The organism is Methylobacterium sp. PvP105 (assembly GCF_017876975.1).
Taxonomy (GTDB): Bacteria; Pseudomonadota; Alphaproteobacteria; order Rhizobiales; family Beijerinckiaceae; genus Methylobacterium; species Methylobacterium radiotolerans.
Map to the genome: position 1 here is coordinate 4626545 of NZ_JAGIPA010000001.1, position 15224 is coordinate 4641768.

Sequence of the window (15224 nt, forward strand, 5' to 3'; positions counted from 1 at the left end):
GCGCGGGTGCAGCCCCGGGCTCGGCCGGCGTTGCGGCGCCCGGGGCACGCGCAGATCGACGCGCGCCACCGGCCCCGCCCGCTCGGCAGCAGATGCGAGCGCGACCGCTCCGCCGATCCGAGCTGTCCGAGACCGACAGCCTGCTGCTGCCGTTCTGCACCGCCCTGTCGAACCTGTTCTGGCTGCCGGTCATGGGGGCGCTGTCCGGCCGGATCGGGCGCAAGCCGATCCTGCTCGTCATCTCGGCGCCCACCCTGCGCACCGCCTAACCGGTGCTGGGCTGGCCCGCGGCCAACGCGAGCGTCGGCAACGTGCTGATCGCGCTCCTCGGCTGTCCTTCCTGTACGGCAGCGGCAACGGCGCGATGGTGGTGGCGCCGACCGAGGTGGTCCCGGCGAGGGTGCGCACGGCCGGCTTCGTCCTCGCCGACCCGCTGGCGACCGCCCTGCCCGGCGGCTTCACGCCCCCGGTCACGACGTGGCTCACCGAAGCCGACGGCAACCGCGCGGCCTGTGGACGGCGATCAGGGGCACCTGCGGCCCCGTCACCACGCGCCTGATCGACCGCCGCGCGGGCCAGTCGGCCGCTCTGGGCGCTCCGGCCTGATCCGCCGGCACGGGATCGGCAGGGGGGCTTCAGCCTCCCTGCCGCGCCGACAGGACCGGCGGTCAGGCGAATTGCGGGGCCGCCGTGCCGGTGTGCCGCAGGGTCAGGGCCAGGCAGACGATCGCGAGCACGCAGGCCGCCAGCAGGAGGATGAAGCAGCCGTTCCAGCCGTAATGGTCGGTCGTGTAGCCGACCAGCGCGCTCGCCGCGACGGAGCCCCCCAGATACCCGAACAGGCCCGTGAAGCCCGCCGCCGTCCCGGCCGCCTTCTTGGGCACGAGCTCGAGGGCCTGGAGACCGATCAGCATCACCGGCCCGTAGATCAGGAAGCCGATGCAGATCAGGGCCGCGAGATCGACGCCCGGGTTGCCCTCGGGGTTGAGCCAGTAGACCAGCGTCGCCGCCATGACGCCGAACATGAACACCACGCCCGTCGCGCCGCGATTGCCGCGGAACAGTTTGTCGGACAGCCAGCCGCAGAGCAGGGTGCCGGGGATGCCGGCCCACTCGTAGAGGAAGTAGGCCCAGGAGGTCTTGTCCACCGAGAAGTGCTTGGCCTCCTTCAGGTAGGTCGGCGCCCAGTCCAGCACACCGTAGCGGAGCAGGTAGACGAACACGTTGGCGAAGGCGATGTACCAGAGCATCCGGTTCTTCAGCACGTGCTCGACGAAGATCTCGCGCGTGGAGAACTCGCGCTCGTGGTTGGCGTCGTAGCCCTCCGGATAATCGTTCTTCCAGGTCTCCACGGACGGCAGCCCGCAGGATTGCGGCGTGTCCCGCATGGTCAGGAAGGCGAAGACCGCGACGCCGAGCGCCACGGCGGCGGGCACGTAGAAGGCCGCGTGCCAGTCGTTGAACCAGGCCAGGCCGAGCAGGAAGAGCGGCCCGATCAGGCCACCGCCGACGTTGTGCGCCACGTTCCAGACCGAGACGACGCCGCCGCGCTCCTTCTGCGACCACCAGTGCACCATCGTGCGACCGCTCGGCGGCCAGCCCATGCCCTGGAACCAGCCGTTGAGGAAGAGCAGCACGAACATGATGCCGACGCTGGACGTCGCCCAGGGCACGAAGCCGAACAGGAACATCACCAGCGCCGAGAGCACGAGGCCGATCGGCAGGAAGTAGCGCGGGTTGGAGCGGTCCGAGACCATGCCCATCAGGAACTTGGACAGGCCGTACGCGATCGCCACCGCGGAGAGCGCGGTGCCGAGCTCACCGCGGCTGTAGCCCTGCTCGACCAAGTAGGGCATGGCCAGCGAGAAGTTCTTGCGCAGCAGGTAATAGCCCGCGTAGCCCAGGAAGATTCCCGCGAAGATCTGCCAACGCAGCTTGCGGTAGGTCGGATCGACGCGATCCGTCTGAATGGGTGGCCGATGGGCCGCGGGAGCGAGGAAGCCGATCATGGCGCGCCTTCGTGAGATCGCGGACGGGCCCGGGCTCATCCCGGGCGCATCTCGGATTGGACGGGGTGGTGACGTGCCGCGCTCAGCGTCGCGCCGAAGCGGATCCCGCGGCGTGCCGACGCGCGATCCGCGCGTCCGGTCTCGACCTTTGGCGATGGTGGACGGCGTTGTCCGGTCGCGGCATCGTTTCCTCCTTGTGGTGCGGCGCATCTCCGGCTCGGCCGGGTCGCCGTCGTGCGGTTCCCCTGCCGCCCGCGCGGGGCGGCCGGCTCAGCCGGCGGCCATCGCGCCGGCGTGCCGGCCGGTCATGGTCGCGATCCGCGCCCGCAGCGCCGCGACCTCGTCGGCCGAGAAGGCGAGGCCGAGCTTGGACCGACGCCAGAGCACGTCCTCGGCGGTGCGGGCCCATTCCCGGTCCATCATCCAGCGCAGCTCGCCTTCGTGGAGGCCGTGCCCGAGGTCGGGCCCGAGATTCGCGGCGATGCGCAGCGCGTCCGTCCCGTAGGCGGCCACCAGGCGCTGGACCGTGGCGGCCGCGAGCTGGGGCGCGGCGCGGGCGAGGCGCGCCTCGAGCTCGGCCACCCCGTCCACCGGGAAATCGCCGCCCGGCAGCGCGGCGCTTCCGGTCCAAGAGCGGCCGCGCGCGCCGAGGCGCTGACCGATCTCCTTCAGGGCATCCTCGGCCAGCTTGCGGTAGGTCGTGATCTTTCCGCCGAAGATGTTGAGCACCGCCGCCTCGCCGGCCGCGCCGTCCGTCTTCAGCACGTAGTCGCGCGTCGCCTCCTGCGCCGCGGAGGCGTGATCGTCGTAGAGGGGGCGCACGCCCGAGAAGGACCAGACGATGTCGTCGCGGCGCAGCGGCGTCGCGAAGTATTCGCTGGCGGCGCTCAGCAGATACGCGGTCTCCTCCTCGGTGATCGCCGCGTCGGCGGGATCGCCGGAGAAATCACGGTCCGTCGTGCCGACCAGGGTCGTGTCGTTCGCGTAGGGGATCGCGAAGATGATGCGCCCGTCCGCGTTCTGGAAGATGAAGGCCCGGTCGTGGTCGTAGAGCTTGCGCGTCACGATGTGCGAGCCCTGCACGAGGCGCACGTGCTTCGCCTCGCTCCGGCCGAGCGGCCCCTGGATCACCCGGTCGACCCAGGGTCCGGCCGCGTTCACGAGGAAGCGCGCGGCGATCTCGTCCTCGCGGCCGGTCTGCAGCTCGCGCCGGACGATGCGCCACAGATCGCCCTCGCGGCGGACCGAGACGACGCGGGTTCCCACCGCGATCTCGGCGCCCCGCGCCTCGGCATCGCGCGCGTTGAGCACCACGAGCCGCGTGTCGTCGACGCGCGCGTCCGAATACTCGAAGCCGCGCCGGAACTCGGATTTGAGCGGGGCGCCGATCGGGCCGGAGAGGTCCACGGGGCGCGTGCCGGGCAGGCGCTTGCGGCCGCCGAGATGGTCGTAGAGGAACAGCCCGATCCGCAGCAGCCAGGCCGGACGCAGGCCGGTATGCAGCGGCAGGACGAAGCGCAGCGGGCGCACGATGTGGGGCGCGATGCCCCAGAGCACCTCGCGCTCGGCCAGCGCCTCGCGCACGAGGCGAAACTCGTAGTGCTCCAGGTAGCGCAGGCCGCCGTGGATCAGTTTGGTCGACCATGACGAGGTGCCGCTGCCGAGGTCGTTCTGCTCGGTCAGCGAGACCGAGTATCCGCGGCCGGCCGCGTCCCGCGCGATCCCGCAGCCGTTGATCCCCCCGCCGATGACGGCAACGTCGAACGTGCGCATGATCCTCCCCCTTTCGTGTCGCGGCGTCCGGCGCGCGACTGCGAAAGCAGAGGAATTGAATACGAAACCAAAGGAAAGTCAATCGAAAGCGATACGCTCAACGACCGGTTTCGACGAGGCGGACGCCGGACGCGCGACAGAGGTCGCGCAGCGTCTCGCTGGGGCAGCGATCGGTGACGAAGGTTCCGATCTGGCCGAGCTGGGCGAGCCGGACCGGGGCGCTCCGCTCGAACTTGGTGGAATCCGCGACCAGCACGACGTGGCGGGCGTTGGCGATGATCGCCTGGGCGACCCGGACCTCGCGATAATCGAAATCGAGGAGCGCCCCGTCCTCGTCGATCGCCGAGGCTCCGATCACCGCGAAATCGACCTTGAACTGGCGGATGAAGTCCACCGCCGCCTCCCCGACGATCCCGCCGTCCGAGCGACGGATCAGGCCGCCCGCCACGATGCACTCGATCTCGGGGCTCGGCCGCAGGGCGAGCGCGACGTTGAGGTTGTTGGTGATCACCATGAGCCCGGAATGGCCGAGGAGCGCCCGGGCGACGGCCTCGGTGGTGGTACCGATATTGATGAACAGCGAGGAGCGGTCCGGGATCAGGTCGGCGGCCGCGCGCGCGATCGCCGCCTTCTCGGGCGCCGCCAGCGCGTTGCGGGCCTCGTAGTCGAGGTTCTCGGCCCCCGCGCCGAGCACAGCCCCGCCGTGGATGCGCGAAAGCAGACGCGCGTCGCACAGGTCGTTGAGATCCTTCCGAATGGTCTGCACGCTGACCGCGAACCGACCGGACAGGGCGTCGACCGAGACGCGCCCTTCGGTCCGCGCGATGTCCATGATCGCGTTCTGACGCTCCGAGAGCATACCGGCAGACCTCCGCGCGACGAAAACGAAACCCTTTTCGGTGCGAGCGCGCCAGCGTCGTGGGAAAGCGAAAGCGCGTTCTGGACCGGCGACCACGCCTAGCGGATTCGCCCCCGGGAGGGAACGTCGGGACGCCCGAGGCCGACCGGTCGCCCCGCTGGGTGCGAAGGCGGGACTCGCGCGGCGCGCCATCAGGGCGCCGCCTGCCCCGAGGCGCCCGCCCCGTTGACGACGCGCGCCCGCGCGTCGACAAGCACCGCGATGCATTGGTTTCCGTATTCACATCGATGACGGGCGCGGCCGTCCCGCAGAACTGGTCTCCGGTCGGAGGCGGGGCGCTCGGCGACCTGATCCGCAGCCACGACTGGGCGGCGACACCGCTCGGAGCCATCGGCACCTGGCCCGCGCCCGTCCGCACCATCGTCCAGACCCTGCTGCTCTCGCCGGTCCCGACTGTGGCGATCTGGGGCCGGGACGGCATCCTGGTCTACAATCAGGGCTACGCGGAGATCTGCGGCCCCCATCATCCGGAGGCCCTCGGCGGGCGCCTCCTGGAGCTCTGGCCGGAAGCCCGCGCCTTCAACGCGCACGTGATCGCGAGCGGCCTGTCCGGTCGCCCGCTCAGCTTCCGCGCCCACGAACTCGAGCTCTGGCGGCACGGGCGCGCCGAGACGGCCTGGATGGACCTGGAATACACCCCTGTCCTGGACGATCGGGGCACGCCGATCGGCACGCTCGCCACGGCGCTCGACATCACCGAACGCGTCCTCAGCGCGCGCCGGATCGCCGAGAACGAGAGCCGCTTCCGCTTCCTCGACCAGCTGGGTCAGGCAACCGCGAATGCTCGCGACGCCGGCGCGATCCTGGAGATCACCACGCGTTGCGTGGGCGCGCACCTGAACCTGTCGAACTGCGCCTACGCCGACATGGATCCGGACGGCGACGGCTTCACCATCCGCGGCAACTGGCACGCCCCGACATCGCCCTCGATCCTGGGGCATTACAGCCTCGCCGATTTCGGCGCGCTGGCCGTCCGGGAGCTGAATGCCGGTCGGCCCCTCATCGTCAACGACAACGTCGCCGAGCTCGCCCCGCACGAGGCCGAGACCTTCCGGGCGATCGGGATCGCGGCCACCATCTGCATGCCGCTGGTGAAGGACGGCCGGCTCGCGGCCCTGATGGCCATCCACCACGCGCACCCCCACCGCTGGTCGCACGCCGAGCTCGCGCTCATCCGCGAAGTCACCGAGCGCTGCTGGGCGCATATCGAGCGTGTCGGGGTCGAGGCGAGCCTGCGGGTCAGCGAGGCGCGGCTCCGGGCCCTGGTCCACGCCACCTCCGACGTGGTCTACCACATGAGTTCGGACTGGCAGGAGATGCGCCAGCTCGACGGCCGCGGCTTCCTGTCCGACCTGGCGGAGCCGAGCGTGCGCTGGCTCGATCACTACGTCGATCCGGCCGACAGGCCGGCGGTCAAGGCTGCGGTCAACGACGCGGTCCGCCGCAAGGGCCTGTTCGAGCTCGAGCACCGGGTCCGGCGCGCCGACGGCCGCGTCGGCTGGACGCTGTCGCGCGCGGTGCCGGTGATCGATCGGCACGGGACCGTGACCGAGTGGTTCGGGATGGCGAGCGACGTCACGTTCCGGCACGAGGCCGACGCGCGGCTCAGGGAGAGCGAGGCGCGGTTCCGCGCCATGGCGGACGACGCCCCGGTGATGACCTGGATCACCGACGAGAGCGGCGCGTGCATCTACCTGAACCGCCGCTGGTACGAGTTCACGGGGCAGGCCGAGGCCGAGGCACTCGGGCTCGGTTGGCTCGACGCGATCCATCCCGACGACCGCATCCGGTCCGAACAGGCGTTCCTGGCGGCGAACGCGGACCGGACGTCGTTCCGCCTCGAATACCGCCTCCGGAACAGGGACGGACGTTACCGCTGGGCGCTCGACGCCGCCTCGCCGCGATTCGACGCCGACGGCGCGTTTCTCGGCTACTTCGGGTCGGTGATCGACATCGACGAGCGCCGCGAGGCCGAGGCACGGCTGCGTACGCTGACCGACGTCGTGCCAGCCTTCGTCTGGTTCGCCTCGCCGGACGGCCAGCTGCATTTCCTGAACGACCGCTGGTGCGCGTATACCGGCCTCGACACGCGGGCGTCGCTGCCCGATGGCTGGATCGAGGCGGTTCTCCGGACGACCGCGCGCGGACGGCGGCGGTCTGGTCGGACGCGCGCGAGCGCGGCGTCACCTACGAGATCGAGGTCCGCTACCGCCGGCACGACGGGGCGTATCGCTGGTACATGGCCCGGGCCGAGCCGCTGCGCGATCCCGGCGGGACCATCACCGCCTGGTTCGGGACGTCGACCGACATCCACGACCGCAAGCTCGCCGAAGACGGTCTGCGCGAGCTGAACGAGACGCTCGAGAGCCGTGTCGCGGAACGCACCGGGGAGCTGCTCAAGACCGAGGAAGCGCTGCGCCAGTCGCAGAAGATGGAGGCGGTGGGTCAGCTCACGGGCGGCGTCGCGCACGACTTCAACAACCTGCTCACCATCATCCGCTCGTCCGTCGACTTCCTGCGCCGGCCCGAACTGCCCGAGGCGCGCAAGGCCCGCTACCTCGACGCGGTGTCCGACACGGTCGATCGCGCCGCCAAGCTGACCGGCCAGCTTCTCGCCTTCGCCCGCCGCCAGACCCTGGCCCCGCAGGTCTTCGACCTCGGTGACCGGTTGCGGGCCGTGGCCGAGCTGCTCGACACGGTGACCGGTGCGCGGATCCGCGTCGTCACCGAGGTCCCAGAAATCTCCTGCGCCGTGCGCGCCGACCTGAGCCAGTTCGAGACGGCGCTGGTGAACATCGCCGTCAACGCGCGCGACGCGATGGACGGCGAAGGCACCCTCACATTGCGGTTGACCTGCACCTGCCCGCTGCCGGCGATCCGGGGCCACGCGGCCAGCGCCCAGCCCTTCGCCGCGATCGCGCTGACCGATACCGGCTCCGGCATCGCCCCGGAGGTGCTGGACCGGATCTTCGAGCCCTTCTTCACCACCAAGGAGGTCGGCAAGGGGACGGGCCTGGGCCTGAGCCAGGTGTTCGGCTTCGCGAAGCAATCGGGCGGCGATGTCGCGGTCGAGAGCGTGCTCGGCGCGGGGACGACCTTCACGCTCTACCTGCCCGAAGTCGCGGCCGAGACCCTGCCGCACGTGGCCGTCGCCGCCGCGGAGCCGGCCTCTCCCATCGGTTCCGGACAGCGCGTTCTCGTGGTCGAGGACAATGTCGAGGTCGGCACCTTCGCCACCCAGATCCTGGAGGATCTCGGTTACGAGACCAGCTGGGCGGCGAATGCCGAGGAGGCTCTGGACCGGCTCGGATCCGAGGGGGCGGATTTCGACGTCGTGTTCTCGGACGTGGTCATGCCGGGGATGGGCGGGTTGGCCCTCGCGCAGGAGCTCAGGCGCCGGATGCCGCGACTGCCGGTGCTCCTGGCCTCGGGCTACAGCCACGTCCTCGCACAGGACGGCACGCACGGGTTCTCCGTCCTGCACAAGCCGTACTCGGCCGAGCAGCTCGGACGCCTGCTCCGGCAGGTCACCGCGCCGAAGCGGGACGCCCTGTCGACGCGATGACGGGCCTTGTTCGGCACAGGACAGGAGAATTTCAGACCCTCGGCCTGATGTCCCTAATCAGATGCGCAACCGTGGTCCCTCGGTAGGACTCCGCTGAAGCGGACAGCCAGAGGCCCTCACCGGATCGCCCTCTCCGGCCGGCGCCCGATGGCGACCGCGCTGGCGAAAATCGCCGAGGCGCGGAGTCCCGCGTCCTGCACGACGGCCGACGTCACGCGGCCGCGGCATCCGGAGCGGTTCAGTCTGCCAACCCGGAGGCGCGCGCCACCGCACGTCCTGCCGTCAGGGCGATTGCGTCAGATCAAGGTCGCGCAGGCAGCCAGACGATACGGCTGCTTCGACAGCGCGGGCCCGTGCGGGTCCCGGCGCGGACGATGAGGAAACGCGCATGCGCGAGGTCTTGCGGACGCACTACGGCGCGGAGCGGTTGCCTCGCTACACGAGCTACCCGGCGAGTCCCCATTTCACCGACGCGGTCGATGCCGGAACTTACGGGGACTGGCTGCGCGGGATACCCGCGGACGCGACCGCGTCGCTCTACCTGCACGTCCCCTTCTGCCGGTCGATGTGCTGGTACTGCGGGTGCCACACGACCATCACCCAGCACGACGCGCCCATCGCCGCCTACCTCGCCACCCTGCGGGCCGAGACGGTGCTCGTCGCGCGCCACCTCGACCGGGCTCCGCGCGTCCGCCACGTGCATTTCGGGGGCGGTACGCCCACCATCGTGACGCCGGACGGCTTCCGCGAGCTCGTCGCGCTCCTCCGCGACCATTTCCCCGTCGACCCGGACGCCGAGATCGCCGTCGAGATCGATCCGCGCACCCTGACCCCCGCGATGACGCGGGCGCTCGGCGCCGCGGGCGTCTCGCGGGCCAGCCTCGGTGTCCAGAGCTTCGACCCGGTGGTCCAGGACGCGATCCGGCGCCGCCAGAGCTTCGCGGAGACCGCGGCGGCCGTCGCGGGTCTCCGGGCCGCTGGCGTCGACGGGATCAATCTCGATCTGATCTACGGCCTCCCGCATCAGTCGGTGGCGTCCTGCGTCGAGACGGTCCGGCAATCCCTGCGGTTGCGGCCCGATCGCCTGGCCGTGTTCGGCTACGCCCACGTCCCGACGTTCAAGAAGCATCAGCGCCATATCGAGGACGCGACGTTGCCGGATGGCCGCGTCCGGCAGGCCCAAGCCGAGGCCATCGCCGCCCTGCTCGGTGAGGCCGGCTACGCGCGGATCGGGCTCGACCACTTCGCGCTGCCGGGGGATGCGCTGGCGCGGGCGGGACGTGCGGTCCGCCGGAATTTCCAGGGCTACACGACGGATCCGAGCGACCTGCTGATCGGCTTCGGGGCATCGGCGATCGGGCGGCTGCCGCAGGGCTACGCCCAGAACGACCCGGCCCTGCGCGGCTACGCGGACCGGGTCGCCCGGGGGGCGCTCGCGACGCTGAAGGGCTACGCCCTCACGCCGGACGACCGTCTCCGGGCCGACCTGATCGAGCGGGTCATGTGCGAGTTCCGAGTCGACGTCGGTGCCGTGTGCCGCGCGCATCGGCGCGATCCGGACGCGCTCCTCGCCGCGCTGCCTCGCCTGCCGCGGCTCCTGGCCGACGGGCTGGTCCGCCGGGAAGGCGCCACCCTCCACGTCCCCGACGACGCGAGGGCCTTCGTGAGAAGCGTCGCCGCCGCCTTCGACGCGCATCTCGGCACCTCTGCCGCGATGCACAGCCGCGCGGCCTAGCCGGCAGCGCCGCGCGCGGTGATGACGCCGGACCGCGGACATCCCCGCGCGCCGGCTGTTTTCCGATGCAACCGGCGGTGTAAGACGGGCGCCGACGACCTGGACGGATGACGGTGCCGTCCCCCTGCGCGGCCGACATGACGACGCCTGAACCCCCATACGTGCCCGCCGCGGGCAACGGCGACCCGTTCGACGCGGACGGCCTGCGGCTGACGCTCGACGAAGCCGGCATCTGCGGCTGGGCCCTCGACATCCCGACCGGGCGCGTCACGATCCTCCCGTCCTGCATCCGCCTGTTCGGCGTGCCGCCGGAGCGTCTCACCACCTTTGCCGAGACGCAGGCCTTCGTGCATCCGGACGATCGCGCCGCCAGGGCGGCGGCGATCGGGCGGGCGCTGACGGACGGCGGGAGCTACGAGATCGACTTCCGCACCGTGCATCCCGACGGACGCGTTCACTGGCTGCGCTCGCGCGGGCGCGTGCAGGTCGGTGCCGACGGTCGGCCGTGCCGGCACCGCGGCGTGGTCTTCAGCATCCACGAGCAGAAGCAGGCCGACGAGGAGTTGCGGGCGCGCGAGGCCCACCTGCGCTCGATCCTCGACACGGTGCCCGATGCGATGATCGTCATCGACGAGCAGGCGCAGATCAAATCGTTCAGCGCGGCCGCCGTGCGCCAGTTCGGCTACGGCTCGGACGAGGTGGTCGGCCGGAACGTCAGCCTGCTGATGCCGGAACCGTACCGCAGCCAGCACGACGCCTACATGTCCCGCTACCTCGTGACGGGTGAGCGCCGGATCATCGGCATCGGCCGAGTCGTGGTCGGGCAGCGCAAGGACGGCTCGACCTTCCCGATGGAATTGTCGGTCGGCGAGATGCGCTCGGGCGGCGAGCGCTACTTCACCGGCTTCATCCGCGACCTCACCGAGCGGAACCAGACCGAGACCCGCCTGCAGGAGCTGCAGTCCGAGCTGGTGCACATGTCGCGCTTCACCGCCCTCGGCGAGATGGCATCGACCCTGGCCCACGAGATCAACCAGCCGCTGACGGCGATCGCGAGCTACCTGAAAGGCTGCCGCCGCCTCCTCGGGCGCATGGAAGGTCCCGAGGTGCCCCTGCTCGCCGACGCGGTGAACCAGGCTGCCGATCAGGCCCTGCGAGCCGGGCAGGTGATCCGGCACCTGCGGGATTTCGTGTCGCGCGGCGAGAGCGAGCGGCACATCGAGGGCTTGCCCAAGCTGATCGAGGAAGCGAGCGCCCTCGCCCTCGTCGGCGCCAAGGAGAAGGGCGTGCGCGTCCGCTTCGACCTCGACCCGGACGCGCCCCTCGTGATGGCGGTCCGGATCCAGGTGCAGCAGGTCCTGCTCAACCTGATCCGCAACGCGATCGAGGCCATGCAGGATGTCGCTCGGCGCGACCTGACCGTCGCCACGCGGGCGCTCCCCGCCGAGGGCCTGGTCGAGGTGCGCGTGTCGGATACCGGACCCGGCATCGCCCCAGAGATCGCCGAGCAGCTCTTCCAGCCCTTCGTGACCACGAAGGCGAACGGCATGGGCGTCGGCCTGTCCATCTGCCGGACCATCGTCGAGGCCCACGGCGGCAAGATCCAGGCCGGCCCCGGCCCGGACGGCGGGACCACCTTCCGCTTCACCCTGCGCACCCTCGACCGCGAGGAGATGGCTCATGTCGAGTGACGCGCCCGTGCACATCGTGGACGACGATCTCGCGGTGCGCCAGGCGCTGGCCTTCCTGCTGGCGACCGACGGGCTCGCCGTCCGCGTCCACGACTCCGCGACCGCCTTCCTGGCCGCGGAGACCGAGCGCGTCGGGTGCGTCGTCACCGACGTGCGGATGCCCGGCATCGACGGCGTCGAGCTCCTGCACCGTCTGCGCCAACGGGGCGGCCTGCCGCCGGTCATCGTCATGACGGGCCACGCGGACGTCGCCCTCGCGGTCGAGGCCATGAAGGCCGGCGCGGTCGACTTCATCGAGAAGCCGTTCGACGACGAGGTGCTCCTCGCCAGCATCCGCTCGGCCCTGGCGAGGGCGGACCGGACCAGCAAGCGCGCGTCCGAGCGCGACGCGGTGCGGGCGCGCCTGGCCGAGCTGACCGAGCGCGAGCGGCAGGTGCTGGAAGGCTTGGTCGCCGGCAAGGCTAACAAGGTCATCGGCCTCGACCTCGGCATCAGCCCGCGGACAGTGGAGATCTACCGCGCGAACGTCATGTCCAAACTTCAGGCGGGCAGCCTCTCCGAGCTCGTCCGCATGGCTCTGATCGCGGGACAGGCGGACGGCGACTGAGCGCGGCGGCGACCCGGCATGCGTCCGGCCGGTCTTCCGGACCTCCGGGGCACCGTGTCGGGGCGGCGTCGGGCGCGAAGCGGGAACCGCGTTCGCGGGCCACGCGACACGCGGGGGACCTGCTTGAGGCAGATCAAGGCGCCCGGCCCGAGGCGGGCCTACGCCGGCCCAACGAAGGATCGGGCACCGCAATGCCGAAGCTCACGGGGCCGGTCCTCGTCGTCGACGACGACGAGGCCGTCCGCGACTCCCTGAAATTCGTCCTGGAGCTCGAAGGATTGCAGGTCCGCCTGTACGCGGGCGCCGCGCAGCTTCTGCGCGACGTCGCCTTGCCGACGGACGGTTGTCTCCTGGTCGATTACCGGATGCCCGACATGGACGGGCTCGAACTCGTGGCCCGGCTGCGCGCGCGCAACGTCGCTCTGCCGGCGATCCTGATCACCGGCCGCCTGTCGGGCGACCTGGGCCGCCTCGCGGCGGATGCCGGCTTCAGACGCGTGGTCGAGAAGCCTTTCGAGGACGGCTCGCTCCTGGAGGGGATCCACGAGGCCCTGGCCCTCCACCCCGACGACCGGATCGGCCTCCGTAAAACCCCTTAAGAGAAGCCCCCGAATGTCGCCGCGCCGGGGAAGGGCGTAGCCAAGAGCCACGTTCCGCTCCCGGAGGCTCCCATGCAGACCGCCCTCGCCGCCGCCGGCCTCGCCCCCGTCTTCGGACGCGGCGCGCCGGCAGCCCTCCCCGCGTCGCTCGCGTCCGACGCGCGGACCGTGACGCGCAGGACCCTCGCGGCCAACGAGGAGATCTACGCCGAGGGCGACCGGGCGATGTCCTTCTACAAGATCGTCGTCGGGGTGGTGCGCACCTACAAGCTGCTGTCGGACGGTCGGCGGCAGATCGGCGCCTTCTACCTGCCGGGCGACATCTTCGGTCTGGAATGCGGTGAGGAACACCGGTTCGGCGCCGACGCCGTCACCGAGACGCGGCTCGTCGTCCATCGCCGCGAGCCGCGGGCGTTGACGGGCGACGACGGCAACCTCGCCCGCGAGGTCGTGGCCGCGATGATGCGCGACCTGGAGCGGGCGCAGGAGCACATGATGCTGCTCGGCCGCCAATCCGCTCGGGAACGGATCGCGAGCTTCCTGCTCGCCCTTTCGGAGCGGACGGCGGACGCTGGCGGGGCGGTCTGCCTGCCCATGTCGCGCAACGACATGGCCGACCATCTGGGCCTGACGATCGAGAGCGTCTCCCGCGCCGTCACCCAGCTCGAGCGGGCGGGGCTGATCGAGCTGCCTCCGAACCGCCGGACCGTCATCCTGCGCAACGCCGCCGCCCTGCGGCACCTCGCCGACTGACGGGCGCGCGGTCCGATCGGATTGGGACGGTTCGGGAGGCAGGCCATCCCGGTCGATGCCACAGGCCCTCACGGGACCGCGCGCCCGTCGCGGCAGAGGTGCGCGATCCCCTCGCACGCCCCGGTATCGACCAGCATGTCGGCTCCCCGCGACGGCGGGGCGCATCGCCCGGCTCGTCCCGCCGTCCCGTCCGTCCGGTCAGGATGGATGGAGCCGGCCGTCGCGCAATGATTCGACGCAACGGATCGGACCCGACATCCGGCGGCCGCTCCGTCGCATCCGGAAACCGGTACCTGGTACGGCGATGTCTAGACCGCGGCCAGCAGGCCTTCCCCGAGAAAGGCTTCGGGCCCCGGAACGCCGGGAAGAGCGAAGAAGTAGCCGCCGCCGGTCGGGCGGATGTACTCTTCGAGGCCCTCGCCGGACAGACGGTTCTGCACCGTGATGAAGCCGGCCGAGAGATCAGCTTGGTAGCAGACGAACAGCAGGCCCATGTCGAGCTGGCCGGCGGCGGTCAGCCCGCGGGAATAGTTGTAGCTGCGGCGCAGGATCAGGCTGCCCTCGGTGCCCGGCAGGCGCGGATTGGCCAGACGGATGTGGGCGGCGAGCGAGATGGCCTCGCCGTCCGGGTCGGCGGCGTAGTCGGGAACCTCGCGCTCGTGTCCCTGCCTGAGCGGCGCGCCGCTGCCCTTGTGCCGGCCGATGATGGCCTCCTGCTCGCCGAGCGGCGTGCGGTCCCAGCGCTCGACGAGGGTGCGGATGATCCGCACCACCTGGTAGCTTCCGCCCGCCGTCCAGGCCGGCTCGTCCTGTCCCGCCCCGACCCAGACGTAGCGGTCCATCAGCCGGGGATCCCGCACGTCGAGGTTGGCGGTGCCGTCCTTGAAGCCGAGCATGTTCCGCACGGTGTCGGCCCCCATGGTCTTCACCACGTGGGGCGGCAGGAAACCCTCGATCTTCCAGCGCGGCGTGAGGAGGCCGGGCGTCGCCTTGATGACGTCGCGCAGGGCGTGGATGTTGGTCTCGGCGGTGTTCGAGCAGAACTGGATCAACAGGTCGCCGTGGCACTGGGCCGGGTCGAGGGCGTCGTTGGGGAAGCGTTCCATGGGTCCGAGATGGCGCGGGCGGGCGCGGGCCAGGCCGAATCGGTAGTCGAACAGGCTCGCGCCGACCGAGACCGTGGCGGTGAGATTGTCCGGCAGGACCGTCGGCCCGAGGATGCCGGAATCGCGCGGCGGCAGTTGGAGGTGGAGATCGGGCACGGCGCCGCCCCGCGTCAGGAAGGCGAGGCGCTCGGTGAGCGTCCGGAACAGGTGGGGCAGCTCGCCGCGCCGCTCGGCCAGCACGTCGAAGGCGACGTAGAGGGCGGCGGCCGGCTGCGGGGTGACGATCCCGGCCTGATGAGGGCCGTAGAAGGGCTGGGCGACGAGCGTGCCCTCGGTGGCGGTGGTCGGCGTCGCGTCCTCGGCCCGGGCGGGCCCGAGGAGCGCGGCGGCGCCGAAGCCGCCGAGGAACCGGCGGCGGGTGGTGACCGGTGAAGGGAACCGCATTGTCGCTCGGCAAAATCTGGTCG

At 71.2% G+C, this 15224-nt stretch carries 11 protein-coding genes and 1 pseudogene; 8 read left to right on the top strand and 4 right to left on the bottom strand.

Features of this window, described 5'->3' with window-relative positions; translation table 11 throughout:
* The first annotated feature begins 92 nt into the window (after positions 1-92).
* Together J3A75_RS37270 and J3A75_RS37275 are read left to right on the top strand one after the other, a co-directional pair.
* Entirely contained in the window at positions 93-269 is a 177-nt protein-coding gene (locus J3A75_RS37270; protein ID WP_312892750.1) for a hypothetical protein, read from the top strand.
* A 101-nt stretch (positions 270-370) separates the two neighbouring features.
* The gene (locus J3A75_RS37275) at positions 371-559 is read left to right on the top strand and encodes a hypothetical protein (protein ID WP_306419131.1); all 189 of its coding nucleotides are present in this window, start codon (positions 371-373) and stop codon (positions 557-559) included.
* Positions 560-668: 109 nt separating this feature from the next.
* On the opposite strand, the gene glpT is transcribed toward J3A75_RS37275, so the two are convergent.
* The 3 genes from glpT to J3A75_RS22730 form a co-directional block, all read right to left on the bottom strand.
* The gene (glpT, locus tag J3A75_RS22720; RefSeq protein ID WP_012320211.1) at positions 669-2009 is read right to left on the bottom strand and encodes a glycerol-3-phosphate transporter; all 1341 of its coding nucleotides are present in this window, start codon (positions 2007-2009) and stop codon (positions 669-671) included.
* A gap of 270 nt (positions 2010-2279) precedes the next feature.
* The gene (gene glpD, locus J3A75_RS22725) at positions 2280-3782 is read right to left on the bottom strand and encodes a glycerol-3-phosphate dehydrogenase (RefSeq protein WP_070999910.1); all 1503 of its coding nucleotides are present in this window, start codon (positions 3780-3782) and stop codon (positions 2280-2282) included.
* Between the two features lie 97 nt (positions 3783-3879).
* Positions 3880-4641: a DeoR/GlpR family DNA-binding transcription regulator gene (locus tag J3A75_RS22730; RefSeq protein WP_012320213.1), complete on the bottom strand. Its 762-nt coding sequence runs from the start codon at positions 4639-4641 to the stop codon at positions 3880-3882.
* A 287-nt stretch (positions 4642-4928) separates the two neighbouring features.
* On the opposite strand from J3A75_RS22730, the pseudogene J3A75_RS37280 reads away from it, so the two are divergent.
* The 6 genes and pseudogenes from J3A75_RS37280 (at position 4929) to J3A75_RS22760 (ending at position 13651) form a co-directional block, all read left to right on the top strand.
* A pseudogene (locus J3A75_RS37280) lies at positions 4929-8266 on the top strand (PAS domain S-box protein).
* Between the two features lie 388 nt (positions 8267-8654).
* Positions 8655-10001: an oxygen-independent coproporphyrinogen III oxidase gene (hemN, locus tag J3A75_RS22740; RefSeq protein WP_070999911.1), complete on the top strand. Its 1347-nt coding sequence runs from the start codon at positions 8655-8657 to the stop codon at positions 9999-10001.
* 137 nt (positions 10002-10138) lie between these two features.
* On the top strand, positions 10139-11692 hold the full coding sequence (locus J3A75_RS22745) for a PAS domain S-box protein (RefSeq protein WP_024829407.1): 1554 nt from the start codon (positions 10139-10141) through the stop codon (positions 11690-11692).
* Complete coding sequence (fixJ, locus tag J3A75_RS22750) at positions 11682-12299, top strand: response regulator FixJ (protein ID WP_012320218.1); 618 nt, start codon at positions 11682-11684, stop codon at positions 12297-12299. Before J3A75_RS22745 ends, fixJ begins: the two co-directional genes overlap by 11 nt.
* Before the next feature lie 191 nt (positions 12300-12490).
* Positions 12491-12898, top strand: a complete 408-nt coding sequence (locus J3A75_RS22755) for a response regulator transcription factor (RefSeq protein WP_024829406.1) — start codon at positions 12491-12493, stop codon at positions 12896-12898.
* 72 nt (positions 12899-12970) lie between these two features.
* On the top strand, positions 12971-13651 hold the full coding sequence (locus J3A75_RS22760; RefSeq protein WP_012320220.1) for a helix-turn-helix domain-containing protein: 681 nt from the start codon (positions 12971-12973) through the stop codon (positions 13649-13651).
* Positions 13652-13959: 308 nt separating this feature from the next.
* Here the strand turns inward: J3A75_RS22760 and efeB are convergent, their stop codons facing one another.
* Entirely contained in the window at positions 13960-15201 is a 1242-nt protein-coding gene (gene efeB / locus J3A75_RS22765) for an iron uptake transporter deferrochelatase/peroxidase subunit (RefSeq protein ID WP_012320221.1), read from the bottom strand.
* Positions 15202-15224 lie beyond the last annotated feature (23 nt).

What these genes read in the sequence shown, in the direction of transcription:
- J3A75_RS37270 (WP_312892750.1), top strand. Translation starts at nt 93, where the DNA reads ATGCGAGCGCGACCGCTCCGCCGATCCGAGCTGTCCGAGACCGACAGC.
- glpT (WP_012320211.1), bottom strand. Translation starts at nt 2,009, where the DNA reads ATGATCGGCTTCCTCGCTCCCGCGGCCCATCGGCCACCCATTCAGACG.
- glpD (WP_070999910.1), bottom strand. Translation starts at nt 3,782, where the DNA reads ATGCGCACGTTCGACGTTGCCGTCATCGGCGGGGGGATCAACGGCTGC.
- J3A75_RS22730 (WP_012320213.1), bottom strand. Translation starts at nt 4,641, where the DNA reads ATGCTCTCGGAGCGTCAGAACGCGATCATGGACATCGCGCGGACCGAA.
- hemN (WP_070999911.1), top strand. Translation starts at nt 8,655, where the DNA reads ATGCGCGAGGTCTTGCGGACGCACTACGGCGCGGAGCGGTTGCCTCGC.
- J3A75_RS22745 (WP_024829407.1), top strand. Translation starts at nt 10,139, where the DNA reads ATGACGACGCCTGAACCCCCATACGTGCCCGCCGCGGGCAACGGCGAC.
- fixJ (WP_012320218.1), top strand. Translation starts at nt 11,682, where the DNA reads ATGTCGAGTGACGCGCCCGTGCACATCGTGGACGACGATCTCGCGGTG.
- J3A75_RS22755 (WP_024829406.1), top strand. Translation starts at nt 12,491, where the DNA reads ATGCCGAAGCTCACGGGGCCGGTCCTCGTCGTCGACGACGACGAGGCC.
- J3A75_RS22760 (WP_012320220.1), top strand. Translation starts at nt 12,971, where the DNA reads ATGCAGACCGCCCTCGCCGCCGCCGGCCTCGCCCCCGTCTTCGGACGC.
- efeB (WP_012320221.1), bottom strand. Translation starts at nt 15,201, where the DNA reads ATGCGGTTCCCTTCACCGGTCACCACCCGCCGCCGGTTCCTCGGCGGC.